17 protein-coding genes are annotated in these 19,085 nt (G+C 35.3%); 13 read left to right on the top strand and 4 right to left on the bottom strand.

The features are described 5' to 3' along the window. The first annotated feature begins 74 nt into the window (after positions 1-74). Entirely contained in the window at positions 75-848 is a 774-nt protein-coding gene (locus RTL21_RS09630; protein ID WP_312095664.1) for a phosphotransferase, read from the top strand. Between the two features lie 28 nt (positions 849-876). Here the strand turns inward: RTL21_RS09630 and RTL21_RS09625 are convergent, their stop codons facing one another. After that, on the bottom strand, positions 877-1,155 hold the full coding sequence (locus RTL21_RS09625; RefSeq protein WP_312095663.1) for a YtzH-like family protein: 279 nt from the start codon (positions 1,153-1,155) through the stop codon (positions 877-879). 229 nt (positions 1,156-1,384) lie between these two features. On the opposite strand from RTL21_RS09625, the gene trmB reads away from it, so the two are divergent. Further along, positions 1,385-2,023 (top strand): tRNA (guanosine(46)-N7)-methyltransferase TrmB, encoded by a 639-nt coding sequence (gene trmB, locus RTL21_RS09620; RefSeq protein ID WP_312095662.1) that lies wholly within the window; start codon positions 1,385-1,387, stop codon positions 2,021-2,023. A 74-nt stretch (positions 2,024-2,097) separates the two neighbouring features. On the opposite strand, the gene RTL21_RS09615 is transcribed toward trmB, so the two are convergent. Beyond that, positions 2,098-2,412 (bottom strand): PepSY domain-containing protein, encoded by a 315-nt coding sequence (locus RTL21_RS09615; protein WP_312095661.1) that lies wholly within the window; start codon positions 2,410-2,412, stop codon positions 2,098-2,100. Between the two features lie 264 nt (positions 2,413-2,676). On the opposite strand from RTL21_RS09615, the gene RTL21_RS09610 reads away from it, so the two are divergent. The 6 genes from RTL21_RS09610 to murC all read left to right on the top strand — a co-directional run bounded on the left by RTL21_RS09610 (position 2,677) and on the right by murC (position 10,529). Then, positions 2,677-3,750: a M42 family metallopeptidase gene (locus tag RTL21_RS09610; protein WP_312095660.1), complete on the top strand. Its 1,074-nt coding sequence runs from the start codon at positions 2,677-2,679 to the stop codon at positions 3,748-3,750. Between the two features lie 158 nt (positions 3,751-3,908). Next, positions 3,909-4,427 carry a DUF84 family protein gene (locus RTL21_RS09605; RefSeq protein ID WP_312095659.1) on the top strand — a complete coding sequence of 173 codons (519 nt, stop codon included), beginning with the start codon at positions 3,909-3,911 and terminating at the stop codon, positions 4,425-4,427. Between the two features lie 168 nt (positions 4,428-4,595). Then, positions 4,596-4,910 carry a thioredoxin family protein gene (locus RTL21_RS09600; RefSeq protein ID WP_312095658.1) on the top strand — a complete coding sequence of 105 codons (315 nt, stop codon included), beginning with the start codon at positions 4,596-4,598 and terminating at the stop codon, positions 4,908-4,910. Positions 4,911-5,158: 248 nt separating this feature from the next. After that, positions 5,159-5,959: a DUF1444 domain-containing protein gene (locus tag RTL21_RS09595; RefSeq protein WP_312095657.1), complete on the top strand. Its 801-nt coding sequence runs from the start codon at positions 5,159-5,161 to the stop codon at positions 5,957-5,959. Positions 5,960-6,447: 488 nt separating this feature from the next. Next, the gene (locus RTL21_RS09590; RefSeq protein WP_312095656.1) at positions 6,448-8,973 is read left to right on the top strand and encodes a DNA translocase FtsK; all 2,526 of its coding nucleotides are present in this window, start codon (positions 6,448-6,450) and stop codon (positions 8,971-8,973) included. Positions 8,974-9,230: 257 nt separating this feature from the next. Then, positions 9,231-10,529, top strand: a complete 1,299-nt coding sequence (murC, locus tag RTL21_RS09585) for a UDP-N-acetylmuramate--L-alanine ligase (RefSeq protein WP_312095655.1) — start codon at positions 9,231-9,233, stop codon at positions 10,527-10,529. A 205-nt stretch (positions 10,530-10,734) separates the two neighbouring features. Here the strand turns inward: murC and RTL21_RS09580 are convergent, their stop codons facing one another. Next, on the bottom strand, positions 10,735-11,850 hold the full coding sequence (locus tag RTL21_RS09580) for an aminopeptidase (protein WP_312095654.1): 1,116 nt from the start codon (positions 11,848-11,850) through the stop codon (positions 10,735-10,737). Positions 11,851-12,122: 272 nt separating this feature from the next. Here RTL21_RS09580 and RTL21_RS09575 point away from each other — a divergent pair, with 272 nt between their 5' ends. From RTL21_RS09575 to ytxJ, 3 genes are all read left to right on the top strand, one after another. Then, positions 12,123-12,566: a DUF948 domain-containing protein gene (locus RTL21_RS09575; RefSeq protein ID WP_312095653.1), complete on the top strand. Its 444-nt coding sequence runs from the start codon at positions 12,123-12,125 to the stop codon at positions 12,564-12,566. Between the two features lie 16 nt (positions 12,567-12,582). Beyond that, positions 12,583-13,050: a YtxH domain-containing protein gene (locus RTL21_RS09570; protein ID WP_312095652.1), complete on the top strand. Its 468-nt coding sequence runs from the start codon at positions 12,583-12,585 to the stop codon at positions 13,048-13,050. Positions 13,051-13,230: 180 nt separating this feature from the next. Continuing rightward, positions 13,231-13,557, top strand: coding sequence for a bacillithiol system redox-active protein YtxJ (ytxJ, locus tag RTL21_RS09565; protein WP_312095651.1), 327 nt, complete (start codon positions 13,231-13,233; stop codon positions 13,555-13,557). 140 nt (positions 13,558-13,697) lie between these two features. On the opposite strand, the gene pilM is transcribed toward ytxJ, so the two are convergent. After that, on the bottom strand, positions 13,698-15,872 hold the full coding sequence (pilM, locus tag RTL21_RS09560; RefSeq protein ID WP_312095650.1) for a pilus assembly protein PilM: 2,175 nt from the start codon (positions 15,870-15,872) through the stop codon (positions 13,698-13,700). Between the two features lie 317 nt (positions 15,873-16,189). Between pilM and RTL21_RS09555 the strand changes: the two genes are divergently transcribed. Both RTL21_RS09555 and ccpA read left to right on the top strand, forming a co-directional pair. After that, positions 16,190-17,266 carry a bifunctional 3-deoxy-7-phosphoheptulonate synthase/chorismate mutase gene (locus RTL21_RS09555; protein WP_312095712.1) on the top strand — a complete coding sequence of 359 codons (1,077 nt, stop codon included), beginning with the start codon at positions 16,190-16,192 and terminating at the stop codon, positions 17,264-17,266. Between the two features lie 396 nt (positions 17,267-17,662). Further along, complete coding sequence (gene ccpA, locus RTL21_RS09550) at positions 17,663-18,661, top strand: catabolite control protein A (RefSeq protein WP_312095649.1); 999 nt, start codon at positions 17,663-17,665, stop codon at positions 18,659-18,661. The last annotated feature ends 424 nt before the right edge of the window (positions 18,662-19,085 follow it).

Raw genomic sequence — 19,085 nt, 5'->3', positions numbered from 1 at the left:
TTTAGGACAATAAAGACTCAAACAGGAAATTCTCATCTTTTTTTTGGAGCATAATATATAGTAGGTGAACAATTTTGGAACATTTATTAGGGCAAGATTGGGAAATAACCCCTGCAGGTGGAGAAACAGGCGAAGCCTTTTTTGCACAAAATAATGGACAGAAGCTTTTTTTAAAACGGAATTCTTCTCCTTTTTTAGCTGTGCTGTCTGCAGAAGGAATTGTCCCAAAACTTGTTTGGACAAAAAGATTTGAAAACGGAGATGTTTTTACTGCCCAGCAATGGCTGATTGGTAGGGAATTTGGTCATTCGGATATGACGGATGAACGAGTAACAATGTTGCTAAAAAAAATTCATACCTCTAAGCCTTTATTAGAGATGCTGAAAAGGCTAGGTAAAACATCTTTTCATCCTGATATGATATTGTCAGTCATAAAAGCGGAAATAGACGATGAATTAAAACAAAACGAGGATATTACAGGGTATATCCAGTTTTTAGAAGAGAATCTTCCGTTTATAAAGACAACAGAACATGTTGTATGCCACTGTGATGTTAATCATAACAACTGGCTGCTTTCTGAAGACAACCAGTTGTATCTTATTGACTGGGATGGAGCGATGATAGCAGACCCAGCAATCGATTTAGGAATGCTGCTTTATTGGTATATTCCAAAGAAAGATTGGAAAAATTGGTTACAAACCTATGGGTATGAACTCACAGATCATTTATCTTTAAGAATGAAATGGTATGTGATTGCTCAAACCATTAATTCCATACGCTGGTACAAGAAAAAAGGTCGTTTCAGTGAGATGGAAAAATGGATGCAGTTTTTGCATGATATTGATTAGTTACCATTTACAAATGACATTTGATTAATTAGGATAAATTGTTTATTCCATCTACCCACTGAGACAATTGGTCTTGATGTGAATGGATATGAGTGTCTAAATTTGAGGCATTGACACCTTGCTCGCTGTAACGGTGTATCTCCTCTAAAATGGGAAGGATATTTTGATCAATTTGATCATTTGTTCTTAAGGAAGTAATCAATCGCTCTATTTGCTCACATTCTGCTACAGAACCGCAGCAGTCCATTTGTTGATTACTGAGAATATCGGCTAATAAAGCGAGTTGATGCTCATGGTTTATAGGCATACGTAGAACACCCTTTCTATAGGTTCTAGTAGGAAAAGAGTCAAAATCATTCTTTTCAAATACCAGTTAAGGAATTCACTTATAGGTTGTGAATTCTTTTTTTCTTTATACAAATGTTCCTAATGTAAATTTATCCTTCTAAAAATTCATTTGCCAAGAAAAGAGTATTGCATCCATGTATAATGCATGATATTGTTTGAAACGATAGTTATTAATAAGGAGTGTCCACATGCGATTAAGACATAAACCATGGGCAAAAGATAAATTAAGTGCATATCCGCAATATGTTATCCAAAACCCAGAAGATTGGAAAGGGAAATGGGATCAGGCTTTTAGTCAAAAGGGGCCGATTCATATTGAAATTGGTACAGGAAAAGGTCGTTTTATTACAGAAATGGCCAAAGCAAATCCGTCGATTAATTACATCGGTGTAGAACTTCAGGAAAGTGTCATTGTTTCTGCATTAGATCGCTTAATTGAAGCAGAAGTTCCAAACTTGAAATTGATGAATATAAATGCAGAAAAATTAATGGATTACTTTGATAAAAGAGAAATTGCACGTGTATATTTAAATTTCTCCGATCCTTGGCCAAAAACAAGACATGAAAAACGTAGACTTACGTATAAGATTTTTTTAGCTTCTTATGAGTCTGTGCTTGGAAATCAAGGTGAAATCCATTTTAAAACAGATAATCAAGGTTTATTTGAGTATTCTCTAAGAAGTTTTTCTGAATACGGGATGCTGTTAAAATATGTGAGTCTTGATTTGCATAACAGTGATTATGAGGGTAATATCATGACAGAGTATGAGGAAAAATTTTCTAATAGAGGAAATAGAATTTATCGTTGTGAAGTACAATTTAGATAATGATTAAAGAGCTATCTCGAATCAAAGGAGATAGCTCTTTTTTTGCAGGTCTTCTTGTATAGACCATAGTTGGCTCAAGCTAATTGATTAACATCAAGAATATTCCCTGTTTCGCTATCTGAAACAAATTCAAATACTTCTTGTTTGTCTCCGTTCATTCGAGTAATACCACCTCTATAAACAGTGAAAGAAGATTCAAGAGTGAGAAGTGTTTCTTTCTCCATTTGAATCCAGGAACCGTTAATAGGACCTTTTTCTTTAAAGGCCGCTTTTGCTATTTGTAAAACCTCGTTGCTTGAAAGACCACTGTTTTTAATAATGGCTTCCTTTGCTATGTAGCTTGCAGCCACTCCTGCAATAACGCCACCTATTACATGTTTCCAATTCATAGCTTAACTCCTTACGATTTCTTATATTATTAAAAGCTTTGTTTACCAAAAGGTAAGCATCCTTAAAAAAACTAGCTAATGTTATTATAGCTAATTTACTTCTTGGAAGAAATGATTAGGTAAATTATCTTCCTGTAAACAGATTAAGTGAATGGAAATGGATAAATTGGTAACAGATAAAGGAAAGTAGTGGTATGCGTTTAAATATTTCGGTACAATAAATATATTATCAAAATACATAGTAATTAAAGGAGCATGGCTATAATGGAACAACAAACATTGGATTTGTTTCGAACTCTAACAGAACTTCCCGGTGTAGCTGGAAATGAACATCAAGTTCGAAATTTTATGAAAGAACAACTAAGTCTATATACAAATGAAATTGTGCAAGATAATCTTGGCAGTATTTTTGGTGTGAAAAGAGGGAAAGAAAACGGCCCAACAGTAATGGTTGCTGGGCATATGGATGAAGTTGGTTTTATGGTAACCTCCATTACAGACAACGGAATGATTCGTTTCCAGCCGATAGGAGGATGGTGGAGCCAAGTACTTTTAGCACAAAGAGTACAAATTATCACGAATAATGGCCCAATTACAGGAGTTATTGGTTCGATTCCGCCACATCTATTGGATGAAGCATTAAGAAGCAAACCAATGGATATGAAGAATATGTTGATTGATATTGGGGCAGATGATAAAGAAGATGCATTGAAAATTGGAATTAAGCCTGGCCAAATGATCGTTCCAATTTGTCCATTTACTCCTCTTGCAAATGAAAAGAAAATTATGGCAAAAGCTTGGGATAATCGTTACGGTTGTGGGTTAGCAATCGAACTGTTAAAAAATCTTCAAGGAGAAGAAACTCCGAATGTACTTTATTCTGGAGCTACCGTGCAAGAGGAAGTTGGCCTAAGAGGAGCTAGAACAGCGGCTAATATGATTAAACCAGATGTTTTCTATGCATTAGACGCAAGTCCGGCAAATGATGCATCTGGGGATAAAAATCAATTTGGTCAGCTTGGTAAAGGAGCATTACTGCGTATTTATGACCGCACGATGGTCATGCATAGAGGCATGAGAGAGTTTATTTTAGACACTGCCGAATCTAATAATATTGCTTATCAGTACTTTATTTCACCAGGTGGAACAGATGCTGGACAAGTTCATGTTTCTAATCAAGGGGTACCTAGTGCTGTTATTGGAATTTGTTCTCGGTATATTCATACAAGTGCTTCTATTATCCATATCGATGATTATGCAGCTGCAAAGGAACTGCTTATTAAATTAGTGAAAACGACAGATAGCACAACAATCGAGACACTGCGTGCTAATCAATAATATTAATTCTAGGGCTAAGTTTCTAATTTGGTGTAGCTATTAATAGCTACATACATGGTTACGCTAAAATATTTTTATAAAAGGTGTCTCAAATACAATTAGTATTTATGAGATACCTTTTTCTGTAGAATTTTTTTGCAAGAATAGGAGAGAGGTATGTGAAAGTTTGTATCGGCACAAATAATAAGGCTAAAGTAAAAGCTGTGAAAAACTGTCTGGAAAATGATAAAGATATAGAGTTTGCTACGTTCAATGTTAGCTCTGGTGTCAGCGAACAACCTTTTTCAGACGAGGAAACGATTACTGGTGCAATTAATCGGGCAAAAGCTGCTTTGCATGAGGGAGACGGAGACATAGGAATCGGTTTGGAAGGTGGCGTACATCGAACAAATGACATCCTCTTTTTAATTAATTGGGGCGCACTTGTGTTAAAGGATGGTACTACCTTTATAGCTAGCGGAGCAAGAATACCGTTGTCAAAAGAAATTGAAACGGAATTAGTTTCTGGGAGAGAATTAGGGCCTGTAATGGATGAATATGCCCAGAAAGAACATGTTCGCCACAACGAAGGTGCGATAGGGATATTTACATATGGCAGGATAAATAGAACAGCCATGTTTCAACATGTAGTCGAATTACTTATAGGACAAATGGAATTTCAGCAACATAATTCATAGTCCTTATGGTTTTTCAATAGCAACAAACTTTAACAGCCAAGAATTTAGAAAAAGACAGTTGGTACGTGATAAAAATGAAGCTGTGGGAAAGCATATTAGTAGTGAGGAACATGTAATTCTGATACTATTTATAACAAAAGGGCATGAATTATTTTAGGAGGCATTAAAATGAAAGATTTACAAACAGTAGAAGAATTTACAGAGCTTAAAAATAGTCCAGAAAAGCATATTTTTCTTTTTTCGGCAGAATGGTGTGGAGACTGTCGGTTTATCGAACCATTTATGCCAGAAGTAGAAGCAAAATATGATAATTATACATTTGTTCATGTGGATCGCGACAAATTTATTGATACATGTATTGAATTAGATGTATTTGGGATTCCAAGCTTTATTGCTTTTGAAGGTGGAAAAGAGCTAGGCAGATTTGTAAGCAAAGATCGAAAAACACAGGAAGAAATTGAAAAATTCATTGAGTCTCTGTAAAAGCAAGTATGCATAATAAATTTCTTCTTAGGTAAAAAGCCGTTTTAAGAAGAACTGTTTATGATAAAAGGTTGTCTCCTATAAAAATATAGCTTAGGAATGACATAGTTCCTACTATATTTTCTATTTGAGATAACCTTTTTCTGTCGCTTTGATAAAATCCATAGCAAAAAAGATGAATAAAAAATCGTTTAGAGTATAATAAGTAGGACGAAATCCAATAGGACGGAAGTGAAGCAAGGATGAAAATGACGAGTAAAAAAATGAAGGACATGCTTATACAACGAATAAATAACGATGATCGAACTTTTACTTTTGACAGTAAAAAAGATCAAGTGCGAATAGAGAGTAAACAAACAGGAAAAGGGGTAACAGTTTCCCTGCCTGAAATAATTGCAAAATGGGAAACAAAGAAAGAGAAAGCGGTCGATGAGATTGTTTATTATATCGAGCATGGATTAGGAGCAATTGAAAGAGACGGAGAAATAGAAGGAAAAGAGAAAAAAATATTTCCTGTCATACGTTCTACTTCTTTTCCTCAACAGTCCAACGAGGAAATTCCATTTATAACAGATGAGCATACAGCAGAAACAAGAATATACTACGCTTTAGATATGGGAAATACGTACCGCCTTATTGACGAGAAATTGATGGAAAAGGAAAAGTGGACACAGACGTCAATGAAAGAGATGGCCCTTTTTAACGTAAGGTCTCTATCCACTAATGTAAAGGCAGATAGTGTTGCAGGGAATGTTTTCTATTTTTTAAACAGTAATGATGGCTATGATGCAAGCAGGATATTGAACGATGCTTTTCTAAAAGAAATGAATGAAAAGATAGAAGGAGCAATGACTCTCGCTGTCCCGCATCAGGATGTCCTTATCATTGGTGACATTCGAAATGAAACGGGATACGATGTTCTTGCACAAATGACGATGAGCTTTTTTGCGAGCGGAAGAGTCCCAATTACGGCATTATCTTTTCTTTATGAAGATGGGGAATTAGAACCAATCTTTATATTAGGGAAAAATAAAAAGCGTGAAAAATAATAGGAAGAATGTAATCAAATCGATGCATAAATTACTTTTGAATGACATCTAACTGAAATGTTTTTATATTAAAATAACATTTATCCCACACTTAAAGGGCATAAGACTCCCACCTAAAGTTTTGGAAGATCGAGGAAGCTAGGGAGGATAACTGTTTGTAAAGGTCCGATAAGTGCAACTTAACCATCAATGGGGTTAGTTGACGTAGATATAATTTTAGTGGAGAGAAAACAGAATCCTTACAAAGTAGCCATTTTCTATACAAAAAGTTCCTGTTGTAACCTAATTAAAAAGAGAGACTTGATGAAAGAGCAATTAGGACTAAATATACTTTCAAAAAGTTTCTCTTTTTGTATTTGCTCCTTAATCGAAGCTTTGTTTATTCTCCTACCAAAGAGGGAAAGGGAGAGATGTTAAAAAATAGTGCTCGAAATTCTCAACATAACTGTTAAAATAGTAATGAGATTTGAAAGAAAGAGTGATTAAGTGTGAATTGGTTCAAGAAAGTATTTAAACAGTTTGTTAGTGAAGAAGATGAGCTGAACCAAATTGAAGAAACGGTAGAAACGATTGAGATAGACGATCAACCAAACAAGGAATCTACAGCATGGAAGAAAGAAATGGATTCTAAAGTTATTTATCAATATCCGAAAGGAAACTTTCGTTTTCCGTTAATTCCTGATGGGGATGAAGACGATAGAAAGGAAATAGAAAGAAAGAAAAGAAGAGAGACTAGGCAAACTGTTGTGGATGATAGGCGAGAAATCAACCAACCATTCGAACGTCCATTTGCAGAACAGCCGAAAAATAACGTGAAGGATGAACAATCAACGAATACATATAGTCCAAATCGTCCTTTCAAGCCGACAGAAATTGTTTCTCCAATATATGGATATAATCGTCCGGAGATAAAGGTGGAAAGAAAGGAACCTAGCACAGCGATTCCGCAGCCAGAAATAAATAGAGCATTTGATATTTCGGAAGAATTGACTTCTATACAGACAGAAGAAATGTTAACGGATGAATTGCTTGCATTGGATGAAGTGAGAGATAAAATAGCTGTATCGCAAGAACAAGCTACAACACCGAAGAATTTTGTGAAGCAAGAAACTGATCTAGATCCAATCCTTTCCCTATTTACAGAAGAATGGTTGGATGAGGAGCAAAGTTCCCATCATGATGATAGGGAGGATATTTCATTAGAAGTGGAGGAGATAGCTTCTCCTGCGAGTGAAATGGATCATCAAGCAATTGGGCAAATGGAGAGTTTAGTAGACGAGCAAGAGCATAACGAACAACAGATCCTATTGTCAGAAGAACTGGAAATTACGGAAGAAAAAGCGTACACACAAAATAGGGAAGAACAGGCTGAAGAGAAGAGGGAAGAGGAAATACCGAAAAGAGTGGAAGAGAAAACAGCTACTACTCGGAAAGGTCCTTTGCCATTTAATGTGTTGATGCTGAATAAAGATAGACAATCTCTGGCAAATAAAAGGGTAGAAAAAAAAGTAGATGATGAGCCAAATCTACAGCCAAAGTTAGAGGATATAGCTCCTCCAATATCGGAGAACGACTATGAGGACCATCATGATTTACCTTATTACGTTTTTCCTGAAGAAAAATTATTGCATCCTCCTATTTTACAAATAGAAAAGGATGGATGGATTGAAGAGCAGACAATGCTTTTAAATGATACCTTTACTAATTTTAATGTTCACGCAAAGGTAGTAAATGTAACACAAGGACCTTCTGTAACACGATACGAAGTACAGCCAGAACCAGGGGTTAAGGTGAGCAAAATTACAAACCTTTCTGATGACTTAAAATTAAGCCTTGCAGCGAAGGATATTAGAATCGAAGCTCCGATACCTGGAAAGCATACGGTTGGAATTGAAGTACCAAATCAAAAGAGTCGACCTGTGCTTATTAGAGAAATTTTAGAAAGTGATGAGTTTAAAAATTCTTCTTCTCCTTTAACAGTTGCGATGGGATTAGATATTTCAGGTAAACCAATCGTTACGGATTTACGGAAAATGCCCCATGGCTTAATTGCTGGAGCAACTGGATCTGGAAAAAGCGTATGTATAAATACAATGCTCGTTAGCTTACTATATAAGGCAAAGCCAGAAGAGTTAAAGTTATTGTTAGTGGATCCTAAAATGGTTGAATTGGCTCCATATAATTATGTTCCCCATTTAGCAAGTCCTGTTATTACGGATGTAAAGACTGCTACTGCTGCCTTAAAATGGGCGGTAGAAGAAATGGAAAGAAGATATGAGCTGTTGGCGCATGTTGGTGTTAGAGATATTACTAAATATAATCAACTAGCGGAAGAACATAAAAGATATAGTGATAAATTGCCTTATTTAGTTATTGTCATTGATGAATTAGCAGATTTAATGATGATGGCTCCAGCAGATGTGGAAGAAGCAATCAGCAGAATTGCCCAAAAAGCTAGAGCATGCGGGATACATCTCTTAATTGCAACACAAAGACCGTCGGTAGATGTTATTACCGGTTTGATTAAGGCTAATGTCCCAACAAGAATTGCCTTTTCTGTTTCCTCTCAAATCGATTCACGAACAGTGATTGATATTAGCGGAGCTGAGAAGTTATTAGGAAAAGGCGATATGCTATTTTTAGAAAATGGAACGTCTAAGCCAGTACGTTTACAAGGCACTTTTGTATCTGATGAAGAAATTGACCAAGTAGTGGCACATGTTAGAAGAGAAAGAAAACCAGAATATTTATTTGAACAAGAAGAGCTTTTAAAAAAGGTACAAATGTCTGAAGAAGAAGATGAGTTATTTTACGAAGCATGCGAGTTTATTATTGAACAAGGTGGGGCTTCTACATCGAGTCTTCAAAGAAACTTTAAAATAGGATATAATCGAGCAGCGAGATTGATTGATATGATGGAAAAACAAGGATTCATATCCGAAGCAAGAGGGACAAAGGCAAGAGATGTATTAATTACAGAAAGTGAATTGCTGCAATTGCAGGATAGTGAATAAGGATAAAGCAATGTTTTATAATAAATGTCATACATTGGAAATGCATTGTTGCATAGTTTTTCATTATAAAAGATGGTATAATGAATAAATGTGAAATGAAAAAAAGGAAAAAAAAGTTAATCGGTTTGGCGGGAATAGAATAAATCCGTTGAATGGGAACAATAAAATGAATTAAATTGCATACATAAATGCAATGAGCAAATTTAATGAGGATATCATATACTGTTAAAAGATATGCGTAGTTGGAGGTTCTTTATATGACTATTTACCACTTCGTAGGTATAAAAGGGTCGGGTATGAGTGCATTAGCACAAATTTTACATGATATGGGTTTTGAGGTTCAAGGATCAGATGTGGAAAAAACGTTTTTCACTCAGGTTGCATTAGAACAAGCAGGAATTAAAATTCTTCCTTTTCAACGAGAAAACATTAAACCAGGAATGAATGTTATCGTTGGGAATGCTTTTCCAGATACACATGAAGAAGTAGAGGAAGCAGTGAAGCTAGGACTTCCAGTTATTCGTTATCATCGTTTTCTTGGAGACTTTATGAAGCAATTTACAAGTATAGCGATAACTGGTGCGCATGGAAAGACATCGACCACTGGTTTGCTTTCCCATGTAATGAAGGGTGCTAAGCCTACTGCATATTTAATTGGTGACGGAACAGGTAAAGGGGTACTTGGAGCAGAATATTTTGCTTTTGAGGCATGTGAATACAGAAGACATTTTCTTTCCTATTTCCCTGATTATGCGTTAATGACCAATATTGATTTTGACCATCCAGATTATTTTGCCAATGTGGATGATGTTTTTTCTGCTTTTCAAGAAATGGCATGGCAAGTGAAAAAAGGGATTTTTGCTTGTGGAGATGATGAACATCTACAGAAAATTCAAGCGAAAGTACCAGTTGTATTTTATGGATTTGGGGATGAGAATGATTTCCAAGCAAGAAATGTGGAGAAAACAACAGAGGGTACAACATTTGAAGTCTATGTTCGTAATACGTATTACCATACATTCTCTATTCCGACGTTTGGTGACCATAATATCTTAAATGCTTTAGCCGTTATTACGCTTAGTCATTATGAGGAATTAGATGCAGAAATTGTTAAAGAACGTTTAATGACGTTTGAAGGTGTTAAACGAAGATTTACAGAAAAGACGATTGGTACACAGGTTATTATTGATGATTATGCCCACCATCCTACTGAAATTAAAGCAACGGTGGAGGCTGCACGTCAAAAGTATCCGGATCGTGAGATTGTTGCTGTATTCCAGCCACATACCTTCTCACGAACACAAGCGTTTCTTCAAGAATTTGCAGATAGTTTGAATTTAGCAGATTCTACTTATCTATGTGAAATATTTGGTTCTGCACGGGAAAATCATGGGAAGCTAAGCATTAATGACTTAGCTGAAAAAGTACCAGGAAGCAAAATTATCTCGGAAGAGACAATCACTTCCTTAAAAGAACATAATAATAGTGTTATCTTGTTTATGGGTGCTGGCGATATTCAAAAATATCAAAGTGCTTATGAGAAAACATTGGTATAATAAAAAGGACTCTTTAGCCTTAGCTAAAGAGTCCTTTTTTACATTTTAGAAAGTATAAGTTTTCTGAAGTCAATTTGTTGTCTAGCTCCGGGCACCTAGGGGCTGATGGGCTTCACAACCTTTCCCTACGATAAGTCAACATCGGTCCACTATTGTTCCCCGTGTTTCCTATATCTCAGGAAAGTCGCTCCAGCCCTTCGCTTTTCTATTTCAAATTCTCTGGGTTCAGTGCTTCTAATTCAGGGATGACAAACTTGCCATCTTTTCTAATGAGTACATCATCAAAGTAGATTTCTCCGCCACCATAATCAGGACGTTGAATATTTACCATATCCCAGTGGATATTGGAGTTGTTACCATTATAAGCATTGTCATAGGCTTGTCCTGGTGTAAAGTGGAAACTTCCATCGATTTTTTCATCGAATAAGATATCCTGCATTGGATGTAAAATATATGGGTTTACTCCAATAGCAAACTCGCCAATATAACGAGCGCCTTCATCTGTATCCAGAACTTTATTCAATCTTTCTGTATCATTGGACGTTGCTTCGACAATCTTTCCATTTTCGAATTTAAGGCTTACATTTTCAAAGGTAAAGCCTTGATAAGGAGATGGTGTATTATATGTTAGTACTCCATTAATCGAATCACGTACAGGAGCTGTATAAACCTCACCATCTGGGATATTCATTTGTCCAGAACACTTAATTGCTGGAATATCTTTAATGGAGAAGGTTAAGTCTGTGCCAGGACCAGTTAAGCGAACTTTGTCTGTGCGATTCATTAATTCTACAAGGCCATCCATTGCCTTATCCATCTTGCCATAATCTAGATTACACACATCAAAATAGAAATCTTCAAAAGCGTCTGTACTCATTCTCGCAAGCTGTGCCATAGATGGGCTAGGATAACGAAGGACAACCCATCTAGTTTTTGGTACGCGGATGTCTCTATGGACCTTTTTACCGATTGTTGATCCTTCAATTTTCATCTGTTCTGCAGGAACGTCTGCAAGCTCATTAATGTTATCACCAGCTCGAAGCCCAATGTATGCATCCATATTGCTCATTACATTTGCTTCGAATTGTGCCATCATTTCGTATTGCTCTGTTTGTGCGCCTAAAAGCAGGGAACGGTTAATATCATTATCTTTTAGGGAAACAAAAGGATAACCTCCAGCGGCGTATGCTTCGCGTACAAGTGCTTTTACAAGCTCCTTTTGAAGTCCAAAGTTTTCAATAAGGACTTTTTCGCCTTTTTGTAAACGAATAGAATAATTAATTAAATTTTTTGCTAGTTGATCAATACGTGGATCTTTCATATGTACCTCCAAAATTTTATAAATGTGATAACTTTCTTATTGTACCCGAAAAAAATTTATCCTTAAATATAAACAGTAATAAAAACCATAAAACTAGAAAAAATAAAATAGAAATCTGAGCGCCTTCTGTTGGTTTTCCCCACAATCTTGATTGATGCTAGATGAATGGGAAGGAATCATTTGTTTCTGTATGTTTTTCCAATTATAATAAAACTAAGGTTTTAGCAATAGTGAATTTGGGAAAAGACCAATAAAGTGGAGGTGCGATAAGGATGATAAATCTTTTATATGTAAGTGTAGCGTTAATAGCTATAGCGTTTACGATTTTAGTCATTTATGTTGCAAGAACATTGAAATCATTACATATTACGCTGGATAGTGTTTCGAAAACACTTGTCGGGCTAGAAAGGCAACTAGATGGTGTAACAAGAGAAACAACTATTTTATTACAAAAAACGAATGATTTAGCTACAGATATTCAACAAAAATCAGAAAGTTTAAATTCAGTTGTTGATGCAGTTAAAGATGTAGGAACAAGCGTACAAGGATTTAATCAGTCTGTACAAACGATTACGCAAAATGTAGAAAATTCGCTTACGAAAAATCAAGACAAAATAGCTCAAATTGTTCAATATAGCAAAGTGTTTATGAATATTAAAGATCAATGGCAAGCTAGGAAAGCAGAACAAAATCGAACACGTGTAAGAAACAATTAAAAGGAGGATGTTAATAATGAAGCGAGAACAAGAAATAATCCATGCAAACGAAAGTTCTAGTACTAAGGATTTTCTAGTCGGTGCCATTTTAGGTGGGGTGGTCGGGGCTGCTACTGCTTTATTTCTTGCCCCAAAGCCTGGGAAAGAATTGCTTCATGATTTGAACGGACAAGCAGGAGCATTAAAGGAAAAAGGAATTGAGTTAACGGATACAGTTAAAGAAAAAGGAACAGAGTTCATTTCCATTGCTAAAGATAAAACGGATCAAATTAGTAATGTGGTGACGAAAACTTCTGCTGATATTATGGATAAGGTAAAAAGTACAAAAGGGCAAGATAATATTGCAGACCGTTTCGATGAACTGAAAGAACAGGCGTCTGATTTAAGTGCTAGTTTAAAAAGTTCGGAATTCGATGAAATTCAACAAAAATTAGAAGAAACAAAAAGAGCATTTGACGAGACAGAAAGTAAATACAATCATTAATAATTAATATTTTCGTATAAATTGCTGTTAAAGCTTGCAGTCTATATACTTTGGTTTCTGCGTTCAAAGAGATCAGTCCATCTTTTGGTAGCCAAGCAGAAAGAAATAAGTTTATAGGCTGTTTTTTTACATGCTGTTATTTATTTTCATGAAATTACTTTATATAAAGGATGGGTGTAAATGGAAAAAATAGACACTGTCGAAAAATTTGAAGAGTTAGTTAAAAGTAAGAGCGTTTTTTGGCTGGCTAAGCATAGTTTAACATGTCCAATTAGCGCAAATGCTTTCGATGAATATAAAGAATATGCAGAAGGAAATACAGAGATTGATACTTACTATTTAGCTGTCCAAGATGCTAGGGCATTATCTAACTATATTGCTGAAAAATATCAAGTAAAGCACGAATCTCCGCAAGCTTTACTTTTTGCAAACAATAAAATAGTTTGGCATGCATCTCATGGAAAGATTACCGTTGCTTCTTTAGAAAATGCTGTGAAAGAAATATAAAGAAAAGTCTTCACTTTAATGCAAAAGCTAATCTATAATATGTAGTTTAAATTAAATGGGCAAGTTTTAAATGAATAGAAAAAGGAATTCAGAGGATGGCGTTCTGAATTCCTTTTTCTGTTTTCGGATCTGTATGTTTTTTAGTTGTTCATAAATGGATTTCCTGTTTTAACGGGCCAAACAATTGATAATTTATCGTTCTTTTTTATAGGAGTTAAAAAAGTTGCGCTATTGCCGTTTCGTAAGAGTTGAAAAGCCCCTCCGCCACTTTGTGGCATATTAATATTTACAGATGCAAATAAGTCTTGAAATAAGAAGCCTTCAAATGGTTTTTGTTCTATGCTAATTTCATCCCCACTGTACAAGAGATCGTGCATTTGAAGCTTTTGTCCTTTTCTTTGGATTTGTGCTAATTGTTTTGTAAGCGTGATTTTTTTGTCATTAAAATAGACAGGAAGTACTTGGTACATTAAAATTTGTTTTCTTTCTGCCAATTCCTGGACAGTTGGTGTTTTTCTTTTTTCCAATATAATCACATCATTATGGTCGAACAACTGATTTAAACGGCAAGGCAGCCCATTTTTCATAAGTTTTCCTGAGAAAGATGGAAGGATGGTTTCTTTTCCATTTATTAAGATTTGAAATGGCTGTAGCTCATCGATAAGCTTCGTTAAATGAAGTGATTCTAAAGCTTCTTGAATGGTAGAACCAGCCCTATATTCAATAAGATCTCTATCCTCAATCTGATGATCGATGGAAACGGCTACTCCATTGCAAGTGATTTTCGAATGAATGATATAGCTTTTATTATTAATGGTAATTTTTTTGTCTGGCTCGGTTTCGATTAAATCCTTTATTTGAACAATAGCTTGCTCTCCGTCTTTTCCACGGTAAACCGTTAATGATTCTCCATCTTCAACGGTATCTTCTAATGAGCATGGCATTCCTTTTCTTAAAATAGTTGGTCCTTCCCCGTGACTGCCAGGTATAGTTATTTTTTGATTGTTAATTGTCACAATCATTGCATTGCCTGGTTTTCCATATAACTGATTCATTTTAATGCCTGATGCAAGAATGCAATCTCCAACGGTTAATTTATTTACTTCAAACAGTCTGACAGGCTGTTCGTTTATATATACCGTTTTGTATTGGACTGGTGATTTTTCTGCAGTGATAGCGATGCCGATTGGTGTTACAAGCTCTGGTCCTAAGTGGAAGGACTTTTCAAAGGTTAGGTGGTTGATAGCATCGATTCCTCGAATCGCAACTCGATTAGAAGGCAAATTTAGCATTTCTGCAATCTTGAGCTGTAACGCTGGAGTTTGACTTCCTCCGCCAACAAGCATCACTGCCTTAGGTGATTTGTGATTGTTTAACGACAATATTTCCCGACAAATCGTATCGGCCAATTTATCTAATGCTGGCTCAATTTCCTTAATGACTTCCTCTTTATGTAATTCCGTTGTAAAGCCAAGGATATCTGAAATAGAAATATAATCGTTTTGGGATAATTCTCTCTTGGCTTTCTCTGCTAACGGAAAGTCTAGCAAATATGCGTCACTAAGCGCCTCGGTTATTTCGTCACCAGCAACTGGAACCATTCCGTATGCAATAACAGTACCTGAGTCAGTAATTGCAATATCTGAGGTTCCTGCTCCAATGTCTACTAAAGCAACATTTAACCTTCTCATGGAAGGCGGAATTAGAACATTAATGGCAGCAATCGGCTCAAGCGTCAATGCTTGCATTTCTAAATTTGCTCGATGTAAGGCAGCTATTAGTGATTCAACGACAACCCTAGGTAAAAAAGTTGCAATAATTTCTACTTTTGCTATTAATCCTTGTTGATCGATTAAGCTACCCATTTCTTGATCATCTAGAGAGTAGTGAAGAACCGAATAGCCAACACAGTAATAAAACTGACTTTTATCACGCTCATTTTTTTCTGCCACTGAGCTTTGTGCCTGTTGGACGGCAGTTAATTCCATATGTAAGATATCTTCTTTTGTAATAAGCGGCTTTCTTTCTATATTCATTTCATAAGACGCTCGTTCCGTCTTTAATGCTCTTCCGGCAGCTGCCACACTTACCTTTGCTAAAGGTCCATGTTTTATTTCTAATTGATCCTTGATTTCTTTAATAATTTTCGAAACGGCCAATACATCGTGAATTTGGCCATCTAACATGGCTCTTTCTGTATGTTCAATAGCTAAAAGGTCGGTAACATGATAGCTTTCCGCTTTTTTTTCTAAAATAATACCGACAACAGATCGAGTACCAATATCTAATGCAAATAGTTTTTCATTATTTTGCACAGAAAAACACCTTCTTTTTATTTAAATATAGACTCTTCGCTTAAGGTTGTATTCGCTAATTTTTTGCATTTAATGATTTATCAGATAAAATAGATTATAAAAAATATTGCTTATCTATTAAAAGTAAATAATGACACTTTAACGCTTAAAAGCGTTTAATTGTTAAAGAAAAATAGTGACAATGTGAGAAATATGATTTATAATTAATCCAATTAAGAGAAATGTAACATATTTTTGCATTTGTATAAAGAATATAGGCAAATTGTATAAATGAAATTATACAGTTCTGTGCTTTTTTATGAAGGGATGAGATGACTGTGAGTAATAAGGAACTAGAAGAACTACGTAATCGAGTGGATGAATTGAATTTAGAAATTTTAGAAAAAATCAATGAGCGAGCAAGCCTTGTTCAAAAAATTGCACAAACAAAAGTTACCCATGGTGCACATCGATATGATCCTGTTCGTGAAAGAAAAATGCTTGATCATATTTTAAATAAAAATGATGGACCTTTTGATAATGCAACTATTTCTCATTTATTTAAGCAAATTTTTAAAATGGGCTTACAATTACAACAAGAAGATGATAGCAAAGCATTATTAGTATCCCGTAAGAAAAAGGCAGAGGATACGATTGTTGATATAAAAGGAACTAAAATTGGTGATGGCACACCTAAATTTGTGTTTGGTCCTTGTTCGGTTGAATCATATGAGCAAGTAGCGCAAGTTGCTGCTTCCGTGCAAGCAAAAGGACTTAAGCTTCTACGTGGTGGTGCGTTTAAGCCGAGAACATCTCCTTATGATTTCCAAGGACTTGGTGTAGAAGGCTTAAAAATATTAAAAAGAGTAGCTGATGAATATGATCTAGCAGTAATCAGTGAAATTGTGAGTACGGAGCATATTGAAACAGCACTAGATTATATTGATGTCATTCAAATTGGTGCACGTAATATGCAAAACTTTGAATTATTAAAAGCAGCTGGTAGTGTGAAAAAGCCAATTCTATTAAAACGTGGATTAGCGGCAACGATAGAAGAATTTATAAATGCTGCAGAATATATTATGTCACAAGGGAATGATCAAATTATTCTTTGTGAGCGTGGAATTCGTACGTATGAGCGTGCAACAAGAAATACATTAGACATTTCAGCTGTACCAATCTTAAAACAAGAAACTCATCTTCCAGTCTTTGTGGATGTAACGCACTCGACAGGAAGAAAAGATTTATTGTTACCTTGTGCAAAGGCAGCATTAGCAATTGGAGCAGATGGAGTAATGGCAGAGGTACATCCAGATCCTGCTGTGGCATTATCCGATTCTGCACAGCAAATGGATATTAATCAATTCGATGAATTTTACCGAGCTATCCAGGCTACACCATATGTAAATGCATAATATTTTATAATATCTCTATTTAGAAATGCCCCATAAATGTTAGAAACTATTACTAACATTTATGGGGTTTTTATATATTTGAAATAACAAACTATTGAGTAAATGGTATCTTATACGCTAATATGACAAATTCATTTATATTTTTCTTATTTTTATGGTAAACTGAATGAAAGAATGTTTAAATAAAAGGTTATTTTTAGCTAAATGATGAAAAAAAGTCGTTTTTTTTGAAAAAAAATGAAAGCTTGTCATTGCGGCTTTTGCGACGATATCGTATCATTAGTACATAATTAGACAAGATTAGCTAAACTGAAAATCGTTTATGATTAGGAAGTAGCTTCTTGCCGTAAAATAATAGAAAGAAATTAGGTCGACTAGAAGGAGTGCAAAATAACAATGAATATAACAATATATGACGTTGCAAGAGAAGCTAGTGTTTCCATGGCAACAGTTTCCCGTGTTGTTAATGGAAATCCAAACGTAAAGCCAACAACAAGAAAAAAGGTATTGGAAGTAATTGACCGATTAGGTTATCGTCCCAATGCAGTAGCAAGAGGGCTTGCAAGCAAGAAAACAACAACAGTTGGAGTAATCATTCCAGATATATCAAGTACTTTCTTTGCAGAATTAGCTAGAGGGATTGAAGATATTGCAACAATGTATAAATATAATATTATTTTAAGTAACTCTGATCAAAATAAAGATAAAGAGCTACACTTATTAAACACAATGTTAGGAAAACAAGTGGATGGTATTGTATTTATGGGTGGTAATATAACAGAGGAACATGTAACGGAGTTTGAGAAGTCGCCAGTACCGATTGTTCTTGCTGCTAGTATAGAGGAGAGCAAAAAGATTTCTTCTGTTAACATTGATTATGCACAGGCTGCATATGATGTAGTAACTAGTTTTGTTGAGAAGGGCCATAAGTCTATTGCAATTGTCCTTGGGTCATTAGAAGAGCCAATCAATAAAAATGAGAAATTAGGCGGCTATAAGAAGGCGTTGGAGGCTGCTGGGATAGCTTTTAACGAAGATTTAGTAGTTGAAGGTGATTATACCTATGAATCTGGTATGGAAGCTTTTGATAAATTAATGGAAATTGATAATAAACCAACCGCTATCTTTGTTGGTTCAGATGAAATGGCGTTAGGTGTCATTCATGGGGCAGAAGATAAGGGATATAAAGTACCGGAAGATTTCGAGATTGTCACATCAGATAATACAAAACTAACATTAATGGTTCGTCCACAACTAACAACTGTTGTCCAGCCATTATATGATATTGGCGCGGTAGCAATGAGATTGCTGACAAAATATATGAATAAAGAAACTGTAGAAGATCATATTGTGACACTTCCACATCGTATTGAATCTCGAAATTCAACAAAATAAGCTTAGAGCGTTTAAAAACCAAAGCAGGATATTATTCCAGCTTTGGTTTTTTGCGGTTATGCGAGGAAGAAAGCCCTAAGAACAGGTTAATAGCAACAAACTTTACGAAGAGAGTCTTAAAAGAAAAGAGGTTGTGACAAAACTAAATACCCAATCTGTAAAGACGAATAATCTCTCATTTAGCTCATAAAAAAGGCTGCTTTTTCATACTAGTTATTTATGATTTTAAATATAATCAAGTGTAAAAAAACAATTCATTCCATTTCATTTTTAGATGCTATTTCCTAAAAGCTTTTTATTTTGCCAATAAAAAATAAATTAGGAAGAAAAACGGAGCAGCCTGAATATACGTAGACTCCTATGGGAGGGCTCGGCGCTCGCCCCATGGAAAGCGAAGTGTATTCAGGCTGCGGATGCTAACACT

The organism is Niallia sp., assembly GCF_031978665.1.
In the GTDB taxonomy this organism is placed as follows: domain Bacteria; phylum Bacillota; class Bacilli; order Bacillales; family Cytobacillaceae; genus Niallia.
The sequence above is the reverse complement of the archived record's forward strand: the minus strand, read 5'-3'. Positions and strand labels throughout refer to the sequence as shown.